The organism is Paraflavitalea sp. CAU 1676 (genome assembly GCF_029223285.1).
Taxonomy (GTDB): domain Bacteria; phylum Bacteroidota; class Bacteroidia; order Chitinophagales; family Chitinophagaceae; genus Paraflavitalea.
Genome location: NZ_JARHUJ010000008.1, coordinates 74,082 through 97,764, shown reverse-complemented (window position 1 = coordinate 97,764; position 23,683 = coordinate 74,082). Strand labels below are relative to the sequence as shown.

The following is a 23,683-nucleotide window of genomic DNA, read 5'->3' as shown; positions in this document are numbered from 1 at the left end:
TTTAAGATTAGACTACAAACCTAGTTGTACGCAACGGCCCGCCTGCATAGCATTTGCGACAAACTGCGCGGTTGATTGCGACAGGCATTTGACTTAATTTTAGGGCATGAAACACGTATCAATACTCGTGCTGAAGGGAGCCACCGTTTCCAGCATCGATGGGAGTTTACAGATCTTTTCCCGGGTGAACGATTTCCTGAAGCACAAGGGTCAGGAACCCTTTTACAGGATCGAAGTGATCGCCACGGAACACAATACTTCCATCGGTCATGGGTTATATGCTGTACAGGCCAACCGGTTGCTGAAAGAGGTTACCAAGAGTGACCTCATCATCCTGCCTACCGTGTGTGGCGACTTTGGCAAGATCGTGGAACAGAACAAAGACTATTATGATTGGATCATTGATCAATACCACCGGGGTGCAGAAGTAGCTGGCTTATGCGTTGGATCTTATTGCCTCGCTGCTACCGGCTTGCTCAACGGGAAGCAATGCGCCATTCACTGGGCATCGGCCGAAGCGTTTCAGCAAATGTACCCGGCCATACACGTCATTGCCGATAAGATCATCACCGACGATCAAGCCATTTATACCAGCGGCGGAGGCTATTCGTACCTCAACCTGCTCCTGTACATCATCGAAAAACACCTGGGTAGAGAGATATCCATACTGGCCTCCAAGATGTTCCAGATCGATTATGAGCGAAAAGACCAAACACCCTTTGCCATTTTCGTAGGGCAAAAACAGCACGGCGACAGCACCGTGGTCAATGCGCAGGAGTTCATCGAGGCCAATTACCAGGAAAAGATCTCGGTAGATGAATTGAGTGAAAAGAACCATATCGGCCGCCGCACCTTCGAGCGGCGTTTCAAAAAGTCGACTGGCAATTCCATCAACGAATACATTCAACGGGTACGTGTAGAGGCGGCAAAACGACAATTGGAAGCCGGCAGGAAAACGATCAATGAAGTGATCTATGAAGTGGGCTACTCCGACCTCAACGCATTCCGCTCCGTATTCAAAAAATACACCGGCCTCTCCCCCATCGACTACAGGAATAAGTACAAAGCATAAGTATCAGGAAGTGGGCAACCGCTTGAGCTTGTCCTCAATCGTGTGCTTTTCTGCTGCCGTACGCGCTTGTGCCAGTGCTTTCTCATAAAAGCTTCTTGCCTTACCATCATCGACGGTCGTGTACAACTCGCCGAGCAACACATGATAAAAGTGTTCATGCTGCATATCCAGACTTTCTGCGGCGGCAATCGCTTCCCTGCGCCCCCTAACCTTGTACAACGCGAAGGCCCTGTTGAGGGCTACGCCGGGCGAAGCATTGGTCTGCATCAGCAGGTCGTACAACTGAAGAATATTGTTCCACTTTTCGGGGGTATCCTCCTTGCGGCAATGCCAGTAAGCAATACCTGCCTCGAGATGATAGGAATTCACCTCATTCCCTTCCGCAGATATGCTGAGAAAATGATCGCCCTGCGCCACCAGTGCTTTATCCCATAAAGATTCATCCTGCGCTTCATACAATACCAATTGGCCGCTGCCATCGACCCGGGCCTCCAACCGGGAGGCATGATAACACATCAGGGCCATCAGGGCATTGGTAGAAGGCAGGTTCGTAGCTGTATGCCCGGTAAGCAAATGACCCAGGCGCAGTGCTTCCAAGCAAAGCTCTTTCTTCAACACTTCGTTCTGTGTTTTGGAATAGTATCCTTCATTAAATAGCAGATAAATGACCCGTAGTACATTATCAAGCCTATTACCAATTTCCTGTTCGGCCGGCAACTCCATTTTCACCTGGCCGTCTCGCAGCTTATCCTTTGCCCGGAACAGTCGCTTGTTGATCGTTTCTTTGTTGGTTAGAAAAGCCTCTGCAATTTCATCGATCCCAAAGCCGCAAAGGATACGTAAGGCCAACCCGATCTGCGCCTCAGCGGCGATGACAGGATTGCACACCGCAAATATCATTTGGAGCTGACTGTCCTGAATATTCGGCGTCGAGAAATCGGGCTCTTCCGGTTCCGTTTCTTTTTCGAGACCGGCCGCAACAGCCGGCAGCACTTTTTCCGCCAGTATCTTATTTCTTCGGAAGTGGTATAAGGTCTTTTGTTTAGCTACGGCATACAACCAGGCAGCCGGATTAGCTGGCAGGCCCTTCATACCCCATGATTCCGCCGCCTGAAGAAAAGTTTCACTAACGATATCCTCGGCCGTTTCTATGTACTGCAGGCCAAACTGCTTACTGATAACCGCCACCATCCGGGAGAACTCCTGTTGAAATAACTGCTTGAGTGAATCCTGTTGTTTTTCCATATGCATCACTGGCTTAAATCGGAATGGCGTTCTTTGCCGTATATTATAATGATTGCCAAATATACTTTCTTTAATGATTAGCAACAGAAATCCAGCCACAGCGTGCATCCCCGCACTTCTTACGAGAAAGATCATGTTTCTTCTTCAAATATATTAGGAGGAATGTATCAGGAGAAGTATATTTGTCTACTATTTAGGTAGACTTATAACGAACACTGTACCAAATCAACTATTATGAATACTGAACGAACCCTCCATCTCCTGTACACGGGCCTCAGTGCCTGCCAGCATAATTCTATTTATCGCTGTTAATCCGTTAATATTTACTAGCTGATTGGATACTGCACGGACTCCGGTTCGTCATTGCCATTACATGCCATCTGTCGCCATACAGGTGAAAGGCAATTTCCATGCCCATACTATCCAGCCCCTGATTTTTTAACTATATAATGTATACGAATGAAGCAACATCTCCGGATGTGGTTAATGGCTATTTTATTGTTGCCATTGCACATCTTCGCCCAAAACGCCAACTCCACCATCAACTCTGTACTACATGGCAGGGTTACTGATCAAAAACGAGGCACGCCGCTCGAAGGTGCTACCGTAAGTATCCGCAATACCACCCATAGTGTGATCACTGATGCGGATGGCAAATTCACCTTTCGCACCGGACAGAAACTGCCCTATATACTCGTGGTAAGTTCTGTGGGCTACAAACCCCAAACCATTACCGTTAGTACGGAAAACGTGGAAGTAAAACTGGAGGAACTGGCCAACCAACTCGAAGACGTAGTGGTAACCGGCGTTGCAGAAGGAACCAGCCGTAAAAAACTGTCTTTTGCCCTCACCAAAGTAAGTACCGAACAATTGAATACCGTACCTGCCACTGATGCCTCCCAGTCACTACGTGGCAAGGTGGCCGGTATTCAGATAGACCAGGCGGCAGGTAACCAAAGCGCTACTGTATACCTGAGAGGCGCCAAATCCATCAATGGAAATATCGCCCCGCTGATTGTAGTAGATGGTTATGTAACAGGCCTGGGCCTTTCCGATCTTAACCCACAGGACATTGAATCGATCGAGGTCGTAAAAGGCGCTGCCGCTTCTGCCCTCTATGGCACCCGCGGTGAAGGTGGAGTAATCCAGATCATCACCAAAAAAGGAAAGGGTCTCAACAAGATCAATATTACCGTAGATAATGAATATGGCGTTAGTGACGTGCAACGCACACCCCCTACCTCGCAATACCATTTCTATAAAGTTAATGCCGACGGCTCCTTTGTATTGAGCTCTGGCAATAACAGAACGTTGGATTTTAAAGACAATGGCTTCTCCCTCAATCAGCATAGGTACACGAAGTACAACGATAACGTGAACAATATGCTGAGCAACAATCCGTACTACACCAACTACGTGTCCGTATCAACAGCCGGTGAAAAATTCAACCTGTTTGGCTCTTTCCAGAATCAGTCGAAAGGAGGCATCGCTGGCCCCATCGATCCCGATACCCGCAGAACTGCCCTGCTTAATGTTGGCTTCAAACCCAACAAGAACATCGAAACCGAAGTAACGCTTCAATACTTCAACCGCAATACACCTTCCGCTTCCCTCTCCTCCAGCGGAGCAGGTTCGGTATTGTATTCAGCGCTCCTGTATGAACCATTCGTCGACCTTACCGAAAAGCAGGCCGATGGAAGATACGCCTTCAAGCCTTATGGATTCGATATCCAAAAATTCAACGTAGGCAACCCCTTCTACCAATTGAGCTACCGCGAATATTCCAATACCTCCAACAGCTTCCTGATCGGCGGCCGTCTTAAATACAAATTCTCCAAAAAGATCTCGGCTGAGATCGCAGGAGCTTTCCAGAACGAGTACAATGAGCGCGAAGACTATTATCCCAAAGGATACCAGACCCTTACACCCGACATCACCAGGAACAACGGTTACTATGGATTATCCAACGACCGCCAGGCCTCCAAGAACGGGCAAGTACAGTTAAACTATACCGACCATTTTGGTGATCTCGACTTTGGGGTGAACCTCAAGACCGTGTATGAAGAATCACGTAATACTGGCCTCAGCGCTTCGGGTTATAACCTCACAGCGCCGGTAAAGAGTTTGAGTGTAGTAGAAGCAGCTTCCCGCGCCAGCTCTTCCTCCTGGTCGCAACTGGTGAACTATGGCCACTTCCTCAACGTTAAATCGGCCTGGAAGAATAAAGTATTCCTCGACGTATTAGCCCGGTTGGACCAAAGCTCTCGTTTCGGTAGCAATGTAGAAACCACTTTGTTTCCCCGTGCTTCGCTGGCTTATCGCGTTACGGAAGACATCGCCCTGGGTCCCGTTACCGACCTTAAACTTCGTGTAGCCTACGGCCAGGCTGGTAGCCTGCCGGGCTATGGCGCCAAAGAAAGCCAGGTGGCATTGACCAGCTCAGGCGGCGTCAGCTACCAACGCGCCGGTAATACCGAACTAACCCGCGCCGTGACCTCCGAACTTGAAGTTGGTTTCGACGCCGTGCTCTTCAACAAGATCAACGTGCAGGCCAACTATGCAAAAGCCAGCAGCAAGAGCGACTTCATCAGTAAACCGCCTTTTGGTCCCGAAGATGGTGTAGCCTACATATGGAGCAATATGGGCGAAGTGAAATCAAGCTCTTTTGAAGTGGAGGTTAATGGTACGATCATCAATGACAGGAAATGGAACTGGAGCGCCGGCGCCACCTTTAGCAAAGTAAAAAGCAGGATCACTTCACTGGGTACTGTGCCCGAGTTCGTCTCCGGCGATTTCCGCAAGGCAACCGGCATCAGCCCTTACTCTTACTACGGCTACAGCATTCTTACCAGCCTCTCGCAGCTGGAAGTAGATGACAAAGGTTTTGTATCCAATGCAGCAGGCGGCACCCTGAAGCCCGAAGACTTCACCGTCAACCAACTTGGTTTTGTGGTGTTGAAAAGCCAGATCGGTACATCTGCAGAAACACCGGTATTCTATCAAAATGCAGCTACCGGCAACAACAAGGTTATTGGAGACGCCCAGCCAGACTTCCAGGTAGGCTTTACCAACACCGTAAGCTGGGGCCCCCTTTCACTCTATGCAGTGCTGGATTGGAAACAGGGCGGACAAAAGTATAATGAGACCGTTAACTACCTCACTTATCAATATCGCTCAACATTCACAGACAGAGCAGTGGCTGCAGGTTTGCCCCTGCCTTTCACAACGGCTGTGTTCAATGCTCAGCAAACAACCGACTACTGGCTGGAAAACAGCGGCTACGTATCACTCCGCGAAGTTTCGCTCAGCTATCAGTTGCCTGTGCAGAAATTGGGTATCGGCCGCATTGTTAAGGGAGCCAAGCTCTCTGCCATTGGCCGCAACCTGTATACCTGGACCGACTTTACCGGCGTAACGCCCGAAGGGTTTGACATCGACTTCTATGCCTACCCCATCTACCGCACCTTCAGCGGAAGACTTACCATCAACTTCTAAAAAAACTTCAATGAAAAAAGCAATCTATATACTGGCCTCCGTCACGATCCTGGCTTCCTGCAAGAAGCTCAATTTCGATGATCCCACTACGCTTACCAATGATGAAGCAGTGATCAAAGTGCCGGACCTCGGATACCGGCTGGTAACCAGTAGTGTGCAAACAGCCTTCAGTACTTCTACGAGCTCATCCGGTACGCATTTCAGCTTACTGGCCGATCAAACAACCAATACCAACGGCAACTCTTCCTGGTGGGATTTTGCCAACGAGCCAAGGCTGCGGCTCAATAACAACGCTTCGTACCGGGGTGCTGTAACCTGGAATACGTTTTATAATAACTTTTACCAGTCGAACCTGGATGCCACCATTGCGCTCGACATCATCGAAAACCAAAAGCTGAAGATTGTCGACAATGCGGGCAACGACCGCACCAAGGATTGCCAGGCAGCGGCTTACTTTTCAAAGGGACTGGCACAAGCATACCTCGGTGTAATATTCGACAGGGGTATCATTGTGGATACCTTGAACCTGTCCAAAAGATCACTTCCCAATTCTTATAAAGAGCTCATTGCAAATGGCGTCGCACATCTTGAAAAAGCGATCAAGCTGGCGGATGAGAACACCAGCTTCAAATTCGACTTCCTGGCAGGGATAACCATTCCCAAAGCCACCTTTACCAAACTGGTTAACTCGCTGATCGCGCGGATACTTTCTTCGCAACCCAGAGACAAAACCGAAGCAGCGGCGCTTGGCAATGATTTCTGGAATAAGGTATTGAGCTATGCGTCAAAAGGCATCACCGCCGATTATACCATCAATACCGTTACCGGGGGGTATTACAACCAGCTGGTGACCAACCTGGTTCAACGCAACGCCGATGGATCGGGCTGGCTGGCTCCCGATCTTAAAGTGGCCTACCTCGCCGATAAAACCGGTAATACGCCTAAGTTTTACCCTACCAGCGGCATACTGCCGGCCATTACTACCGATGATGAAAGGTTTTATGAATACTTCGGTTACACTGCCAGCTTTGGTATTATGCTCGAGTCGCGCGGACGTGGTTTATTCACCAACTACTTCAGGAAACGGTGGTACAATAGCCGTAATACCCTGAACGTGCCCGATGCCGTTAATCCCTATTTCCTCTTTGAAGAGATCCGCCTGCTGAAAGCAGAAGCCAAATTCTGGCTGAAGGACTATAATGGCGCCGCCGCCGAACTGAATGATGCTACAGCTTCGCGTATCGCTAAAGGTAAACTGCCTGTGGTGGCAGCCAATGAAGCCGATCTCAGGAAGGCACTACACTATGAATATGCCATCGAGATTGATGCAGCAGGTGGCGCCTTTGTGCCCTTTACGTTTATGCGTCGCAACAACCTGCTGGTGGGAGGTACACCTACCGAGTATCCCATTCCGCAACTTCAGCTTGAATTAACCAAAACGCAGGTATACACATTCGGCGGCAAAGCCTTCTTTGGCGAAAAAGGCAAGTACGGCGAAGTAGCTACGGCGCCCAATGAAGGCTGGAAGGCTTCGGAATAAACAACAACGATTACTCACCTACCAATATATCAGTTATGATCAAAAATTCGATAACTCGACTCTGTAAGATTACCGGCGCCATCCTTGGGATGCTGGTTTTATCGGCAGGCGCCACATCGGCCTTTGCCAATCCGCCTAAAGAACTGGTCAGGATAAAAGGAGAAGCCGTTGGCATTGCCAATGCAGGCAAAGTTTACCTGCAACGTTACCAGAACAAGATGTTCTTTGTGATCGACTCATCGATCGTGAAAGATGGCAAGTTCTCCTTCGCAGCCAAACTTGAGATCCCTGAACTCTATGGTATCTCTACTGATCCAGGAGAATTGTCTACGCTGTTTGTTTTTATAGACAGTAAAAACGACCTAACCATTAAGCTCGATACGGCAAGAGGCGGCCGCAACTCGACCATTACCGGCTCAGCAGCGGCAGACCGCTATAAGCTGTACCAACAGAACGCCCGGAATACCAATATCGAAACTTTCATCAAGGAACAACCGGCATCTATCGTTTCAGCCTTTGTACTGTACCGCTATTTCTCTCCCAGCCTCTCGGCCGATGAGGTAGTGAAATACACCAACCTGCTGGATGCCTCTCTTTCCAATACCCAATACGTTAAGTTGTTAAAGGAATTGCCGGCTTCGCTGCGTAGTACGGCGATCGGCGAAAAAGCCCCCGACTTTGAATTACCGGGTCCTGATGGCAAGCTGGTAAAACTATCCAACCACTTCGGCAAATACCTGCTGGTTGATTTCTGGGCGGCCTGGTGCGGACCTTGCAGAAGGGAGAACCCCAATATCGTTCGTGTGTTCAACAAGTACAAGGATAAAGGATTCTCTGTTTTCGGTGTATCGCTCGACAGCAAAAAAGACGCCTGGATACAAGCCATTCAAAAAGATGGATTGAACTGGCCCCAGGTATCTGACCTGCTGTTCTGGGATAGCGGTCCGGCCAAACTGTACGGCATTCGCGGCATACCGGGCAATGTATTGCTCGACCCAAGCGGCAAGATCATCGCGAGGAACCTGCGTGGCGAAGAGCTGGAGAAAAAGCTGGCCGAGTTGATCAACTAATCGCTTATTACTAACAAAGAAAATGGGATCCCGGCAATGCGCGGGAACCCATTTTTTATCGGTAACTGCTTATTGAAATACCGGTCTGATCTCCACACTACCGCCTGCATCAAGGGCCGGACAGCCATTTGCCATAGCAGTAGCCGCATCGAGGTCATCTGCCTTGATCACCAAAAAGCTTCCCAACCTTTCCCTGATCTCTACAAAAGGACCATCGGTGACAACACCGCCGGCCCGCAACACTTTTCCTTCTTCGGCAAGGCGGATACCGGTTTGCACCAGCTTGCCCTGACTGGCAATGCCCCCTACCCAATCCTGCCATTTCCTGTACAGGTCCTGCATCTCGGCAGGTGATGTTTGGCTATAGTCATAACTCGGTTGGCGGAACAGTAACATAAACTCTTTCATGGTTATACTTTAAATAGTTTGTAATGAGATTAAGAGATCATTGAATACAAATGAAGGCCGCTGCAGCATACACTTATCCGTGCTGCCCTGGTTGATAACCGCCCACTGGCGCCGGAAAAGCAATATTAATACGATTATAGCTATTGATGGTGATCACGCCTATGGTAAGGTCGATCAACTCCTGCTCAGAAAACTCTTTCCTGGCATCTTCATAGATCGCATCGGGCACATGACCAACGGAAAATTTAGTAAGCGCTTCGGCCCAGGCCAATGCAGCCCGTTCGCGCGCCGAATAGAATGGAGCTTCACGCCAGGCGTCCAGTACAAATAACCTTTGTTCGGTTTCACCTTTTGCCCGGAGATCTTTCGAATGCATATCGAGGCAATAAGCACAGCCATTGATCTGCGATACGCGGTAGTAGACCAGGTTCAGCAATGATTGCTCAACCGGTGATTTAGCAAGGTAAATACCCAGTCCGTACACTGCTTTCATTGCCTGTTGTCCTGTTGCGTGGATGTTAAGCCTTTGTCCCATGGTTTGTTGATTTTATTATTGATCGTTTGTGATTACATATCAATAATGACCGGAGGGGACACAATTGGACAACCTGCAGCAAATAATTTTTACATTATTTTGGTGCTCTCGCAACCTATTGAGACTGAACGAAAAGAAACAGATAATAGCAGCACAGCCTTCCTACTGGATTATTTCAACAGGTTAAGCACCTGGTACATTTTACGCACTGCATCGCCGGAGGAACCATCATAATTATTGACGATGATCGCATAGGCGTATTCATTACCATCTTTGGCAGTATGGTAACCGGCAAAGGCGCGTGCGCCTCCAATAGACCCGCTTTTCATCTTCATGCCATTGAACTCGGGCAAACAATTGTAAAAGGAAGTATACCAGGGCCGTGTGCGGGCATATTGCAGTACCTGCACCAGCGATCCCGTGGTAACGCGGTTTTGTGGAGAAAGGCCGCTTCCATCCATGATATGGATGGCGCCCTTATCGATACCCTGCTGCTGCCAGAAATCGCGCAACAGTTCAACTCCCTTATCGGTAGCAGCAACACCTGTTTTCTCTAAAGAAAGTGTTTTCACCAATGCTTCGCCATACAAGTTGATGCTGCGCCGCAGAAACCAATAGTTGATACTATCAAGTGGTGGTGAAGTGATGGTACTAATGATCCTTGGGGCCACCTTGTTGCCGGCTACGGCTTTATGTTGCCTGCCGCTAACCCGAACACCCACCCCCTGCAAAGCCTTCGTGAGGTCGGCGGTAAGGTCGCCGGCCGGGTCGGCCGAAGCACCGGATATGGAGAAAGCTTTTTCATTGACAGGGATGGTACCGCTTACCAACTGGTTTTGCCGTGGTGACGGGCTCAGGTAAATAAAAGCATTATCACCGCTACCCTTCGCAGCAGCTTTCAACTCGTTCGTATAGGTAACCACACGACCTGCTTCTTCAGTGATCGCAACACTATCGCCGATAACGGCGCCCGACCGCAAATGAAGGTCGTACTGGTTTTCCTGCCAGTTGATGCCATAGGCACCTGCACCATAATAGTTACCGATATCCTGCCATATCCATCCATCGGGTATGGCCTGCGTAGAGAACCCATTATTTACTGATAGGATGGCACCCTCTACCGACCGGGTGATCCCAGCCTTTTTAAGTTCATTCACCCATTGCTTCAATACAACAGAATCACGGGTTTCTTTCCAACGCCAGCTTCCCAGTGTTGGATCGCCACTGCCCGTTATATACAGATTGCCTTTTAAAACGCCGGCCTGTGTGGCACCATCAATGCTTAGTTTCGTTTTGTAACTATATTGCTGACCCAGCAATTCAAAGGCAGCTGCACTGGTAAACAACTTCTGGGTGCTGGCAGGTGCCAGTCCAACATTACCGTGATGATCAAAAACAGGTTTGCCCGTTTTCATATCCACCACATATAAACTAAAGGTGGCATATTTCATCGAGGGAGCTGCTTCGAACTGTTGTACGGCCTTTGCCAGTTCTTGCGGCAGGGTTTGCCCAACAACCACCGAAATACAGCACCAGCAGGCAACAAAAAAGACAATTTTCTTCATGACAGTACTTTCTGTTAATGGATCACCAACGTAACGAAAATTTATGAATTACGCATTGCTGTGCACCAATAAGTCGATCTTCGGCTGATCCCCTACCTTTGTGGCCCAATTAGAAATGCTATGGAACAGGTATATGCATCAATCATTACCATTGGCGATGAATTATTGATAGGACAGGTAGTAGACACCAACAGCACCTGGATGGCGCAGGAATTGAATAAGGCAGGCATCTGGTTAAAGCGACGGGTAGCGGTGGGTGATGATAAACAGGAGATCATCAACGCCCTGAACGATCAGGCTCATGACACACAGATCATCCTCCTGACGGGAGGCCTGGGCCCCACAGCGGACGATATCACCAAGCCGGTGCTGGCCGAATACTTCGGCGGCAAACTGGTGGTCGATGAAAAGACACTGGCCTTCCTGCATCACCTCTTCGAAAACATTTACCGCAGGCCGCTCACCGAGCGCAACCTTAAGCAGGCCGAAGTGCCCGATGTTTGCACGGTACTCCCCAACGCACGTGGATCGGCGCCAGGCATGTGGTTCGAAAAAGATGGCCGTGTTTTCATATCCCTTCCCGGCGTGCCGCATGAAATGAAAGGGCTGATGACAACCGAAGTGATACCCCGCCTGCAACAGCATTTCACCATGCCGCACATTGCACACCGCACCATGCACACAGCGGGTATCGGAGAAAGTTACCTGGCCGATGTGATACAATCCTGGGAAGAAAAACTTCCTGCACACCTTAAACTCGCCTACCTGCCTAATTACGGTATGGTACGCTTGCGCATCACCGGCTCCGGCCCCGACAAGGACCAATTGGACAAGGACCTCGACACCGAGTTTGCCAAACTCAAAGTACTGGTGAAGCAGTGGATGGTGATCGACGAAGATCTGCCATTGCATGTGGTAGTCGGCAAAAAACTAATGGAACAGGGTAAAACCATGGGCACGGCCGAAAGCTGTACCGGTGGTTATATCGCCCATCTCATCACTTCTGTACCGGGCTCCAGCGCGTATTATAAAGGCAGTATAGTATCGTATGCCAATGAGATCAAAGAAAATGTACTACACGTATCACCCGCCACGATTGCAGCCACCGGGGCCGTCAGTGAAGAAACGGTGCGGCAAATGGTAAAGGGGGCACTCGATGCCCTGCATACCGATTATGTGCTGGTCACTTCGGGCATTATGGGTCCCAATGGCGGCACTGCCGAAAAACCGGTAGGTATGGTTTGGGTAGCGGTAGGCAACCAGGAAAAGATCGTGACCCAGCAATTCAATTTCCGGTTCGACAGGATGCGGAATATTGAAATGACCGCCAACAACAGCCTCAACTTCCTCAGAAAATTTATCGAAGAGCAGGGCTGAGGCGAACGATTGTTAGTAAAATCATTACCTTTGGCCCCTTGGGGACGTTCAAAGGATGAAGTTTGTTGTTTGTGTTGATTGCTGTTTCTTTGTACCGTATTCTTTTTCAATATGGTAGCCCCACCACAGACAGCCAACCTTTTGTTGGGAACCAAAAAACTAAAATAAAACCGGAAACTCATTATGGCAGTTGTTGACCTGGTAATGCCTAAGCTGGGCGAAAGTATCATGGAAGCCACTGTTTTGAAGTGGCACAAGCAACCCGGCGATCCTGTGAAGATGGACGAAACCGTGCTGGAAATAGCCACGGACAAAGTAGACAGTGAAGTTCCCTCTACAGCAGAAGGCGTTATTGAAGAAGTGCTCTTCAATGTAAATGACGTGGTGCCCATCGGTACGGTGATCGCCCGCATTCGCACCGGCGCTGCAGAGCCCGCTGCTCCTGTTCAAAAGCCACAACAACCTGCCGCCGGTAACCAGGGCACATCCAGCCCGCAGGCCAACAGACCTGTTGCCGAAACAGCCGTCGTGCATACGCAGCCTACTGCACCCGTCAATGGCAATGCAGGTCGTTTTTATTCGCCCCTCGTACTTACCATTGCTGCCGGTGAAGGTGTAAGCATGAGCGAACTGGAAGCCATTCCCGGCACCGGTAATGAAGGAAGGGTTACCAAGAAAGATATTCTCCATTATATTGAAGCGAAGAAGGCGGGCAAACCCGTTGAACTGATACAGCGTGCACCTGCTGCCGAAACAAAGGTCGTTGCCCAGCCTGAGATCATCAGGTCCCAGGAAACAAGACCTGCTGTGGCACAGACCTCGCAGATCACTACTTATTCCGGCAACGTGGAGATCATTGAAATGGACCGCATGCGCAAGGCCATCGCCCATCACATGATCAACAGCGTACAAACCAGCGCCCATGTTACCAGCTTTACCGAAGCGGATGTAACCAACATGGTTTTGTGGCGTGAGAAGGTGAAGAAGCAATTCGAAAAACGCGAAGGCGAAAAGCTCACTTTTACACCGCTCTTCATCGAAGCCGTGATCCGCTGCATCAAGAAATATCCGTGGCTCAACAGCAGTGTTGACGGTGATAAGATCATTCTTAAAAAAGACATCAATATCGGCATGGCAGCCGCATTGCCAAGTGGCAACCTCATCGTTCCGGTTATCAAGAACGCCGACCAGCTGAACCTGGTAGGACTCACCAAGCAGGTGAATACCCTGGCCAGCAATGCCCGCAATGCGAAGCTGAAGCCTGATGATACGCAGGGCGGCACCTTTACCCTCACCAACGTGGGTACATTTGGTAGCCTGATGGGCACACCGATCATCAATCAGCCGCAGGTAGCCATCCTGGCTGTAGGAGCGATCAAGAAGCGGCCTGTTGTCATTGAAACAGAACAGGGCGATTCCATTGCCATCCGCCACATGATGTACCTGTCTATGTCATACGATCACCGCATTATAGACGGCGCATTAGGATCTACCTTCCTGAATGCCGTTGCAAAAGAACTCGAACATTTTAACCCGGATCGGGAAATTTAGTGTTGTGTTGCTGGCTATTTTAAGCGAAACGCCCGGGTTAATCCCGGGCTTTCTTTTTATACCGCTATGGCTGAAGGCCTATTTCGAAGGCGCTCCATACTTCTGCCGCTCAAATTTGATTGTAGTGCCCAGGAAGCGCTTATAGGTGATCACAAACAGGTTATCGTATTCACTGTCTTCCAGATCGGCGGGAATGGTGTTTGCATTTGTCAAACCGTTCACAATATTGTCGACCGTATTGCTGTGGCCCACGATCAGCGTATTTCGTTTTAGAGCTTTCAACCGGGCTATAAAGGCCGAATCGGGCATGGGCCCATAGGTTTGAATGGTAAGATCGCGAAAGTTGCGTATCGGCTCGGCCGTGCTGCGGGTGCGGATCGTGTTGGTAGAGAAGATGTAATCTATCTTTTTGGTTTGCAGGACCACCTGCAGCATGTTTGCACGCTTTTGTCCAGCCTCGCTGAGGGGAGGATCGTTGGGCGTAGACATCGTAGTTCCGGGCGAAGGAACGGCCTTTTCGGCGTGGCGAACCACATAATAAGTATGCCGGCAGGACGTTAGCAGTAAGGAAAGGGACAATATTGCAAAAAGCAGTTTCATTTGATAGAGTTTTAACAGTCTAAAATTAAACGACCTTTCGAAATAGGCGTCAATTTTCGTAAATTCAATTAACCGCTAAACCATTTAAGCATGATGTGAGGACGAGGCTATCACGCTGGTTGTAACGCCATACGAAACCAACAGGCTTAGCGCTGTCGGTAGCCCGCAGCATCATCAGACCAAAAATAATTACCAGATGAAGACACTCTCCGAAACCTGGTTTGCCGATGGCTATATCGACTTCGAGCTGAAGAAATACACCCTGCTCGCCTACCTCCAGGAAGTGAACAAGTACTTCGATGCCAATAAGCTATACCCCCAGCTGGCGGACATCATTTTTCATTACAACAACCTTGTCGCCTTCCGCGAGAACAAAAAATACCTGCAGGAGCAGTTCCCCAAAAAACTCACGGGGGTTCAGCTGGAGAAGCTGCAACTGCTGTACGAGCAGATCATTGAAGACGATGAAATGATGCAGGAACTGGAAGACATCATCAACTACTCGGCCGGCAAAATGCAAAAGGCCATCCAGAACGGTACCGAGATCTATGAATTTGTCGAGCACAAGCTCATCATCTACCCGGTAGGGCTTATACCACTCGATGTGCGGGAAGGCTATTTCTTCCTCAGCGAGGGTACGCACCGCAATACCCGCGTATACCAGTACCGCCTCAGCATCTTCGAAAAGCACGACGAAAAGTACCGGGCCATCCGGACCGATTATGTTGATCAGTGGGAAAAGAATATGGTCAATACCTACGAGAATATCAAGGCCGAGCTTATCCGCCATAAACGAGAATTGCCCAACCCGGCCGTGTATTCGATCGAGACGGAGCTAACGTTTCCCGTAGACGAAACCCTGCTGCCGGTAGCCAAACGCAGCCTGGTGAGGTATATCACCACCGCCGCCTGATCTAACCTGCTCATCAATACAAAGTCCGCAAGCAGCATTCCATTGGAATCTACTTGCGGACTTTTTCAGTTACACTTTATGATAGGTTGAGTCGTGCTCAACGGAGGTATTAAAAGGCTCTCTTTTCCTCTACCGTAGTACCCCAATCGATGCCTTTATCGGTAGCGGGTACGCCTTCAGCGATCCATTTGGCGGCAGGGGCTCCTTTCAGGTAGTGGTCGAAGAACTGGCCCAGGCGGATGCTGAGGTCCTTGCGGTTCCTTCTCTCTACCAGGTTATGGTCTTCGCCGTTGTATTGAAGCATCCATACCTTTTTGCCCAGCCTGCGCAAAGCGGTAAAGTATTCAATGCCCTGGTACCAGGGTACAGCACCGTCGGCATCATTGTGCATGATGAGCAGAGGGGTCGTTACCTTATCGGCCTTGAACAAGGGAGAGTTCTTCAGGTACAGGTCTGGCTTTTGCCACAGCGTGGCGCCAATGCGGCTCTGTGAATGCTCGTACTGGAACTGGCGGTTGAGGCCCGAGCCCCAGCGAATACCACCATAGGCGCTCGTCATATTGGCCACGGGCGCACCGGCACCTGCTGCCGCAAACATCTTTGTACGGGTAACCAGGTAAGCCACCTGGTAACCACCCCAGCTTTGTCCCTGTATCGCCATCTTGGTAGAGTCTACCCAGGGCATTTTGGCCATGTAGCGGGCAGCGGAAACTACGGAGTTGTAAGCGCTTTCGCCCGGCTCGCCATTCTTGTAATAGATATTGGGATCGAAGACCAGGTATCCGTTCGAAACAAAATAGGCAATGTTCACCGTAGAAGCGCTCGGCGCCGGAGCCCGGTAATTATAGAGGCCATCGGCGTCCCTCTCATAGAAATAGAAGATAACGGGATACTTCTTTTTAGGATCGAAGTTCTCGGGTTTGAACAGCAAGCCCTCCGCTTCTTTGCCATCTAACATCTTCCATTTTACCAGCTCGGAAGTAAGCCAGTTATAGTCCTTCTGCTGGGGATTGATCTCACTAAGGCGGGTGAAGGATGTAAGATCGCTGGTGGTATACACGTTGGCAGCTTCCTGCACATTCATGCGACCCAAGATGAATACATCGGCCTGTTTGGCTTTCCTGGGCGCCACGTTCGAAACAGGGGCCATGCTCAGTTCTACCGGATCACCGGCTACACTGAGCTTCTTGGTGAAATAACCATCGTATTTGGTAGTTCTGTTGAAAGCATCCATGATGATCTGCTCATCGGGTGCAATGGTGCGCTGTTCAGGATCGGTACGCACATACCGCAACACGATCTTATTCTTTTTGCCATAACCGCCGGTAACGTTCACAGGCAACTTTTCGCCCCGTGGATCTACCTGCCAGATATCGTAACGGTCATAGATCAATACTGCCGCATCATTATCGAGCCAACCCGCCGTACCAAAGGAAGACGGATCATCGGGATGATCATCTTCATCATCATACAAATGGGCAGTTACTTTCTGTGTTATGTTCCTGACCGTTCCTGTGCTTACCTCATAAGTAAAGTATTGCTTTGTGGGCATATCGTACCACAGAACAAAGTTGCCTTTGGGAGAAGCAGCAAAGAATCCTCTTTGCTTATCTCTGATCAGTTTGTGCGAACCGTCGGCCAGCGAAATAATATAGGCACGCTGGCGGGAGAATCCCTGCCATTGCGCTTCTACCCGGTTGCCCTTGCTGGAAGTACCCAATACAAACCCTGCATTGCCCTCATCAACCAGTTGAATATTATCGGAGCTATCGGTACCCAGTTGTACTAACTTACCGCTGCCAATGTGTAATACCGATGCATAGCTTTTGCGCAGTTCGCCGGCCGACTGCAGCAATTGCTGTGGCTGCAGGTAGTCGTCGTTATAGTGCCACACATCGAGCCTGGCTGTTTCGAATTCCACCAACGTGGTATCCTTGGGTTTACGGATAGCAGCCAATCCGAAGAACAACTTGCTGCCATCTTTACTGAAGGTGAGGAAATAATTTTCACTTACCGTGAGGCCTTTGCTTACGCCGGCGGTAGAACGGTCTACCTGCAGGCGGGCACTGTCGAAGCCGGGTTTATAATAATACAGTTTATAAAACTTCTGCAGGGCCTTGGTAACGCTATCTCTTTCTGCCACGAATGCCAGTTGAGCACCTGTTTCATCGAACGCGATATTTTTGATGTCGTTGAATTTACGCATCACCGTATCAACTTTACCCGATGGCAGGCTTGTCCACAGTAACGCTGCTTTCGACAAACTATCGCCATTCTTACGGGTCGTTTTATAGACCAGTACATTGCCCTGCTCGCTGAAGAAATAATCGTTCACCAGTTTGAACTTCTTTTCTTCGCCGGTATAGAGGTTGCGCAATACCAGTTCGGTACCTTCTTCCACTTCTTCACCACCGCGGCCAGTTCTGCCACCTTCCCGCTTAGGTGCTTGCAATGCAGCAAGTCCCTTCGATTGTGCCTCGGTAACCTTACCACGCAAACTGTCTGCCACACGCACCAGGCTATCAGCCATGCGCAACAGGTTATTGACCTGTGTGAGCGAGTCGGGTTTTGCAGGTTTTGAAGCTTCCGGCACGGCCTTTTCAAGCAGGTAAGCCATCCACTGACCAGTACCCTTAACAGGTGTTTTGAATGATTTAATGCGGGCTATTTTGGTGAGATCGGTTTTACCCAGCTCTATGATACCCAAACTATCTTTGGGCATATCGTTGGGCGTTTTCTTTTTGATGCGTGCATCACGGGTATCCTTAAAGGGGGCACGTATCCTGAATACGACGAATCGACTATCTTCTGTAATGGTGGCGCCATAGCCACGGGCAATCTCTTTCTTCCAGGAATTATCTGCTGCCTGCAACACCAGGGTGGCATCGCCTTCCTGGGGAGTTATGGCATAGGCCACGTATTTGCCGTTATTGCTGATGGCGCGTTCGCCGATACTTTGCCAACCATCATATACTGAATGGTCGAGGGGCTTTTTCTGTGCCATCAGGGCAACAGAGCACAGCAAGCCCGGTAGCAGGTAGATTAGTCGTCTCATATTTACGATTGGTTTGGAAATAAAATTACTCTAATTGCTCATTTGACGTCCTTTATCATCAGCCATTGTGGCCGTTCATAAAGAAGCCCGTAGCTATGGCATCAGGCAACAGACAGCTTGCTCTTCTTATGGGCCCTGTACACGAGCCAGGTTTGTAGCAATACCGATAGTACTATGAATGACAGGCCGATATAAAAGGAACCCTTCAACAGCTTATCTTCCCGGTAAACGACAAAGGCCAAAGCAATACCGTATAATGGCTCCAGGTTATACGTGAGGTTGAAAGTGAAGGCTGATAATCTCCTGAGCGCATTCATCGACAACATAAAAGCCAGCACCGTACAGAACCAGGCGAGTACGAGCAACCAGCCCAGATCGCTCCAGGTAGGGAGGATATGGTCGGCGGGGAAAGCCTGTAAGTAAAATGGTATGAGGCAACTGAGGAACAGGAAGCCGCCACTCAGTTCGTACAACGTAACTGTTTCGGGCGTGTGCTGCTGCAGCAACTGGCGGTTGAGGATAGGAAAAAGAGCGCCCAGCAGCGACGAGATCAATCCAATAACGATACCTGTCTTGTACTGTGGATCGAAGTGGAAGATGAGTGAGATGCCGAGAATGGCGATGAGCCCAAGCAGCAGCTCGGTCCAGTTGATCGGTTTGCGCAGCACAATGGGTTCAAGGAGTGCGGTGAAAAACCCGATCGCCGAAAAAGTAACCAGGGCTACAGAAACGTTGGCGTATTTGATGCTGCCATAAAAGGTTACCCAGTGCAGGGCCGCAATGGCACCCACTCCGGTAATCTTCATGATCTGTTGAAAAGGGATGCGCTGCAACTTCTTTTGCAGAAAGAATAATAGCCACAAAGTTACGGCTGTAAAGAGGAGGCGGTACCAAACCAGGAGGCCTTCATTTAAGGTGATCAAACGGCCCAGGATGCCGGTGAAGCCTGCCAGCAGCACGGCCCCGTGTAACTGAAGTAACGCTTTGCGCATGCAGCAAGATAATAAAGAAGCCAGTAGCTGCTTTAGAAAATATGAAAAGTGGTGGAAATGGCCTTTCCCGGCCTGCAGGCACTATGGGCTATCCCCATTTTACTTTCTGATCTTCTCCCTGCATGGTAGGAAATACAGTGGGGGCACCGGTATTCTTTACCCGGTTGCGGTAATCTTTGAAGAGGCTGTGCCAGCGAAGCTTCAATACACCCAGGATACCTTCCTTCACAATGCCCTTGTGCATCTTAGAAGCACCGAACTTGCGGTCTTCAAAAATGATGGGCACTTCCTTGATCTTGAAACCGAGTTTCCAGGAAGCAAACTTCATCTCGATCTGGAAAGCATAACCCAGGAATTGTATCTGGTCGAGGTTGATGGCTTCCAAAACTTCTGCACGGTAGCATACAAAGCCTGCCGTTGTATCCTTAACGGGCATCCAGGTAATAAGCCTTGTGTACAACGAACCGCCTTTAGAAAGGAGGATCCTGTTGCGGGGCCAGTTTACCGTGCCGCCGCCGGCTACGTAACGTGAGCCGATGGCTACATCAGCACCGTTCTTGCAGGCTTCATATAAACGTTGAAGATCGGTGGGATTGTGGGAGAAGTCGGCATCCATCTCGAAGATGAAGCGATAACCCTTCGCGAGCGACCATTTAAACCCGTGGATATAGGCCGTACCCAAACCGAGTTTGCCGGTACGCTCTTCCAGGAATAACTGACCAGTATATTTTAACTGAAGTGACTTTACAATGGCTGCTGTTCCGTCTGGTGAACCGTCATCGATCACCAACACGTGGAAGCCTTGCCGCAATGCAAATATTGCGTCGATAATGAGGGTTATATTTTCCTTCTCATTATAAGTGGGTATGATTACTATTTTATCCAAATCAGGCAATCAATGAGATTCACAAATTTACGACAATTCAGGCGGCAGTTTTTGCCCAAATTCCTCACATAGGCATTTTAGCCCTTCTTTAACAAGGTTCTATTGAAGATCTCGGTGAGTTTTTGCTTGGTGTGCATCGGAAAATCACCTTTCATCATCCAATCATAATACTGGGGTTCAGCCCTTAAGACGTCGGCAACCGCCCTTCCCTTGTGTTTACCGAAATTGAATACCTCGACACCGTTTTCCAGTATCATGCGGCGGGCAAAATCAACCGTATTGTCTTCGCCGATCACTTTGAGAATGCTTTCGACCGTATTACCCAACTGGGGGTATTTTTCGATCTGGGCTACCAGCACTTCCCAGGTGGCTGTAGCATCGGCCTCGGCGCCATGAGCCCCTTCCAGGTTCTTATTACAGTAAAATTTATAGGCAGCACTTAAGGTACGTTGCTCCATCAGGTGAAACACCTTCTGCACATCGACCAGGCGACGACCCTTGAAATCAAAATCGAGCCCAACCCGCAGGAACTCTTCTGCCAGCATCGGAATATCGAAACGGTTGGAATTGTAGCCGGCCAGATCACAATTATCCAGGAACTGCTTGATCTCGTTGGCAGCCATCTTAAATGTTGGGGCATCTTTTACCATTTCATTGGTAATGCCATGCAGATCACTCGAAACAACAGAAATGGGTATTTCCGGATTGATCAGCTTACGCTTTACCTGCTTGGTGCCGTCCGTCTGGATCTTCACAATGGCAATCTCTACAATACGGTCCGTGCTGAGGTTAATACCTGTTGTTTCCAGGTCAATGATCGCTAATGGCTTTGCTAATTGTAACATCAATTTTGATATTGGGTTAATTGGTCACCTTTTTTGCAAATGTAAGCATATCTATTCCATCATAGTTACCGGAGCTCATCAAAAGCAAATTGGCGTTTTGGTATGCCTGTGACTGCAACCATTGTACCAGTTCCTCCTTTTGATTAAGGACAACCAGCCCTTTTTTGCCGAAACCTTCCACGACCTTCTCTTTGGGAAGCGGGGGCATGCGTTTTAATTCGAGCGCATGGCCCGAGTAAAATACAGCCGCCGAATCGGCCTTATCCATAGCTCCTTTGTATTCTGTCATGAACTGTTCATTGAGGCTGCTGTACGTATGCAGTTCGAGCAAGGCGATCAATTGACGATCGGGAAATTGCTGCTTGACAGCGTCAATAGTGGCTTTCACCTTCGAAGGAGCGTGCGCAAAATCGCGGTATACGATGGTACGATCATTTTTAGCCAGCAGTTCGAGGCGTTTGGCTGCACCTGTAAAGGTGGCAATGGCCTTCGTGAAGGTTGTAGCATCGACGCCCAGTTCGCGACAGGCATACCAGGCAGCATACAGATTCATGAGGTTGTGATCACCAAAAACCTGTAGCGTAGTAGGTTGGTCGTTGATACTAACGGTGGTAACGCCATCCTGTATATGGTGTGCAGGTACGCCGTAAGGCTGATAACGTATATCTGCCCGTTTGTTGTCTTCCACCAGTTTGCGCAGTACCGCATCCGTTTCATTATAGATAAGGATGCCGCCTGCCTCGATCTTATTGATGAAAATGACGAACTGCTCCAGGTAAAAATCGAATGTGGGAAATACATTGATGTGATCCCAGGCGATGCCGGTAAGGATCGCGATATGGGGAAACAGGAAATGGAACTTAGGTCTTTTCTCCAGGGTGCTGGCAGGATACTCGTCGCCCTCGCACACCACCACCGGTGCATCGGTAATATTGACCGATTGATCGAATCCTTCGAGGCGGGCCCCCACCAGGTAATCGAAAGCCTTGCCAGATTGCTTCAGCACGTGCATGATCATGGAGGTGGTGGTCGTTTTACCGTGACTGCCGCCTACTACCACTCGCGTTTTTTGCTGACTTTCCTGGTAAATGTATTCAGGGAAAGAGTAGATCTTCAATCCTAGTTCACGGGCGCGCAGCAGTTCCGGGTTATCGGCCTTGGCATGCATGCCCAAAATGATAGCGTCGATTGATGCAGCAATCTTTTCAGGAAACCAGCCTTCGGCTTCCGGGAGTATGCCCGCTTTGGCCAGGTTCGACCGGGCGGGTTCAAATATCTCATCATCACTGCCTGTAACTAAATATCCTTTCCTATTGAGTGCCAGGGCAAGCTGGTGCATTACGCTACCGCCAATGGCTATAAAATGTACTTTCATATGCGAAGCCGAAAGGTAAGATTTTAATTGTTTTGAGCCTTACCCATTATGTTTTACTACCTATGTAACAGGTAATTATGTGCCAGGGAAGTTGTTTTATTGTGTTTGGAGGGATCTTTTTTTGTACCCCATCTTGCAAGAACCGAATTTAGTTTGTTTCTTTGACTCATCAAACGCAATTGATCCCCTCCTACTCTCCAATCCCTATCAATTTCCGTACTCATTTAGTCCTTTGATTTAGCCTAATCCGCTCCTTTGAATTTCCTGATGATCGTTTTGTTACCATCCCTTTAATTCCAATTCATCAGGCTTATTCTCAAACCTAAATACCACAAAAATGAAACGGATTTTGACTATTATCGCATTGATCGTTGCACTTGGCGTTACTGTAACTTCTTGCACAGCTTCAAGAGGCGGCTGTAAGTCTACTCAGGGCATGTCGGGTTACCGCTAAGCAACAGCACGAATAGATTTGATCTTCTGGACGGCATCATAACAATGGTGCCTTTTTTTATGCCCCTGCATTAACCTTCGTCGGACCTCATTCATGCCTCATTCGGTACATATTCGGTGTTCTCGTGGCATAAACCGGTACAAAATAAGCACTTAGGTAATCATTGGCCGCCCGTGCACGGTGCTCTTTCCAGCTTGCCTGGTCAGGCATGACGGTCGGTTGCAACGGAATGTCTTCAACTACAAATTTCCCGGACGGTCCCAAAAGAAAAAAGCCCTCCTGGGAACAGGACGGCCTCTAACGATTGCTTGCCATATGAAAAAAAACTTATTTCTTCGTGGAGTCAGCAGCAGGCGTTGCAGTAGAATCTGCAGCCTTAACTGTAGAGTCAGCAGGAGTTGCAGTAGAATCAGCAGCAGGAGCAGGAGCTGCAGTAGAATCAGACTTAGTTTCAGTTGCAGTTCCACCGTCATTGCAAGATGCTACGAATGCGCCGATTGCCAATACTAACAGGAGCTTTTTCATTTGTACCGTTTTTTGTTTTGTTAACAGATGATTTAAGGATTAATACTGAAACAGGAAAAAGGTAACCCCGCCTCCTCAAAAAAATTCTAAATATTTTTTAAGCCACAGGAACACAGTACTTTGTGCGCCGAAATCTCCCAAATTCAGCCTTTGCGCCCCGATTTTGGGTTACTTCTCATT

General features: G+C 49.1%; 18 protein-coding genes. 7 read left to right on the top strand and 11 right to left on the bottom strand.

Annotated elements, in window-relative coordinates:
- Positions 1 to 106 precede the first annotated feature (106 nt).
- Entirely contained in the window at positions 107 to 1,072 is a 966-nt protein-coding gene (locus P2H89_RS25295; RefSeq protein ID WP_275832284.1) for a helix-turn-helix domain-containing protein, read from the top strand.
- Positions 1,073 to 1,075: 3 nt separating this feature from the next.
- Here the strand turns inward: P2H89_RS25295 and P2H89_RS25290 are convergent, their stop codons facing one another.
- A complete protein-coding gene (locus P2H89_RS25290) occupies positions 1,076 to 2,317 on the bottom strand; it encodes a DUF6596 domain-containing protein (protein ID WP_275832282.1) in 1,242 nt (413 codons plus the stop codon).
- Positions 2,318 to 2,776: 459 nt separating this feature from the next.
- Here P2H89_RS25290 and P2H89_RS25285 point away from each other — a divergent pair, with 459 nt between their 5' ends.
- From P2H89_RS25285 to P2H89_RS25275, 3 genes are read left to right on the top strand one after another with little or no spacing between them, the layout of a single operon-like run.
- Positions 2,777 to 5,812, top strand: a complete 3,036-nt coding sequence (locus tag P2H89_RS25285; protein ID WP_275832280.1) for a SusC/RagA family TonB-linked outer membrane protein — start codon at positions 2,777 to 2,779, stop codon at positions 5,810 to 5,812.
- Positions 5,813 to 5,822: 10 nt separating this feature from the next.
- Positions 5,823 to 7,352, top strand: coding sequence for a hypothetical protein (locus tag P2H89_RS25280; protein ID WP_275832278.1), 1,530 nt, complete (start codon positions 5,823 to 5,825; stop codon positions 7,350 to 7,352).
- Between the two features lie 35 nt (positions 7,353 to 7,387).
- Positions 7,388 to 8,422, top strand: coding sequence for a TlpA disulfide reductase family protein (locus P2H89_RS25275; RefSeq protein WP_275832276.1), 1,035 nt, complete (start codon positions 7,388 to 7,390; stop codon positions 8,420 to 8,422).
- 69 nt (positions 8,423 to 8,491) lie between these two features.
- Here the strand turns inward: P2H89_RS25275 and P2H89_RS25270 are convergent, their stop codons facing one another.
- The 3 genes from P2H89_RS25270 to dacB all read right to left on the bottom strand — a co-directional run bounded on the left by P2H89_RS25270 (position 8,492) and on the right by dacB (position 10,930).
- Entirely contained in the window at positions 8,492 to 8,830 is a 339-nt protein-coding gene (locus tag P2H89_RS25270) for a YciI family protein (protein ID WP_275832274.1), read from the bottom strand.
- A 73-nt stretch (positions 8,831 to 8,903) separates the two neighbouring features.
- On the bottom strand, positions 8,904 to 9,365 hold the full coding sequence (locus tag P2H89_RS25265) for a carboxymuconolactone decarboxylase family protein (protein ID WP_275832271.1): 462 nt from the start codon (positions 9,363 to 9,365) through the stop codon (positions 8,904 to 8,906).
- Positions 9,366 to 9,535: 170 nt separating this feature from the next.
- The gene (gene dacB, locus P2H89_RS25260) at positions 9,536 to 10,930 is read right to left on the bottom strand and encodes a D-alanyl-D-alanine carboxypeptidase/D-alanyl-D-alanine-endopeptidase (RefSeq protein ID WP_275832269.1); all 1,395 of its coding nucleotides are present in this window, start codon (positions 10,928 to 10,930) and stop codon (positions 9,536 to 9,538) included.
- A 120-nt stretch (positions 10,931 to 11,050) separates the two neighbouring features.
- Here dacB and P2H89_RS25255 point away from each other — a divergent pair, with 120 nt between their 5' ends.
- Together P2H89_RS25255 and P2H89_RS25250 are read left to right on the top strand one after the other, a co-directional pair.
- On the top strand, positions 11,051 to 12,307 hold the full coding sequence (locus P2H89_RS25255; protein ID WP_275832267.1) for a CinA family nicotinamide mononucleotide deamidase-related protein: 1,257 nt from the start codon (positions 11,051 to 11,053) through the stop codon (positions 12,305 to 12,307).
- Positions 12,308 to 12,490: 183 nt separating this feature from the next.
- A complete protein-coding gene (locus P2H89_RS25250; protein ID WP_275832265.1) occupies positions 12,491 to 13,858 on the top strand; it encodes a dihydrolipoamide acetyltransferase family protein in 1,368 nt (455 codons plus the stop codon).
- Between the two features lie 78 nt (positions 13,859 to 13,936).
- On the opposite strand, the gene P2H89_RS25245 is transcribed toward P2H89_RS25250, so the two are convergent.
- Complete coding sequence (locus P2H89_RS25245) at positions 13,937 to 14,458, bottom strand: histidine phosphatase family protein (RefSeq protein ID WP_275832263.1); 522 nt, start codon at positions 14,456 to 14,458, stop codon at positions 13,937 to 13,939.
- Between the two features lie 196 nt (positions 14,459 to 14,654).
- Between P2H89_RS25245 and P2H89_RS25240 the strand changes: the two genes are divergently transcribed.
- Positions 14,655 to 15,371: a hypothetical protein gene (locus tag P2H89_RS25240; protein ID WP_275832261.1), complete on the top strand. Its 717-nt coding sequence runs from the start codon at positions 14,655 to 14,657 to the stop codon at positions 15,369 to 15,371.
- A 109-nt stretch (positions 15,372 to 15,480) separates the two neighbouring features.
- Here P2H89_RS25240 and P2H89_RS25235 read toward each other — a convergent pair whose 3' ends face one another.
- The 6 genes from P2H89_RS25235 to P2H89_RS25210 all read right to left on the bottom strand — a co-directional run bounded on the left by P2H89_RS25235 (position 15,481) and on the right by P2H89_RS25210 (position 23,503).
- Entirely contained in the window at positions 15,481 to 18,426 is a 2,946-nt protein-coding gene (locus tag P2H89_RS25235; RefSeq protein ID WP_275832259.1) for a prolyl oligopeptidase family serine peptidase, read from the bottom strand.
- 101 nt (positions 18,427 to 18,527) lie between these two features.
- Positions 18,528 to 19,418: a DMT family transporter gene (locus P2H89_RS25230; RefSeq protein WP_275832257.1), complete on the bottom strand. Its 891-nt coding sequence runs from the start codon at positions 19,416 to 19,418 to the stop codon at positions 18,528 to 18,530.
- Positions 19,419 to 19,506: 88 nt separating this feature from the next.
- Complete coding sequence (locus tag P2H89_RS25225) at positions 19,507 to 20,304, bottom strand: polyprenol monophosphomannose synthase (protein WP_275832255.1); 798 nt, start codon at positions 20,302 to 20,304, stop codon at positions 19,507 to 19,509.
- A gap of 77 nt (positions 20,305 to 20,381) precedes the next feature.
- Positions 20,382 to 21,149, bottom strand: coding sequence for a 3'-5' exonuclease (locus tag P2H89_RS25220; RefSeq protein ID WP_275832253.1), 768 nt, complete (start codon positions 21,147 to 21,149; stop codon positions 20,382 to 20,384).
- 16 nt (positions 21,150 to 21,165) lie between these two features.
- On the bottom strand, positions 21,166 to 22,524 hold the full coding sequence (locus P2H89_RS25215; protein WP_275832252.1) for a Mur ligase family protein: 1,359 nt from the start codon (positions 22,522 to 22,524) through the stop codon (positions 21,166 to 21,168).
- A gap of 781 nt (positions 22,525 to 23,305) precedes the next feature.
- The gene (locus P2H89_RS25210; protein WP_275832249.1) at positions 23,306 to 23,503 is read right to left on the bottom strand and encodes a hypothetical protein; all 198 of its coding nucleotides are present in this window, start codon (positions 23,501 to 23,503) and stop codon (positions 23,306 to 23,308) included.
- Between the last annotated feature and the right edge of the window lie 180 nt (positions 23,504 to 23,683).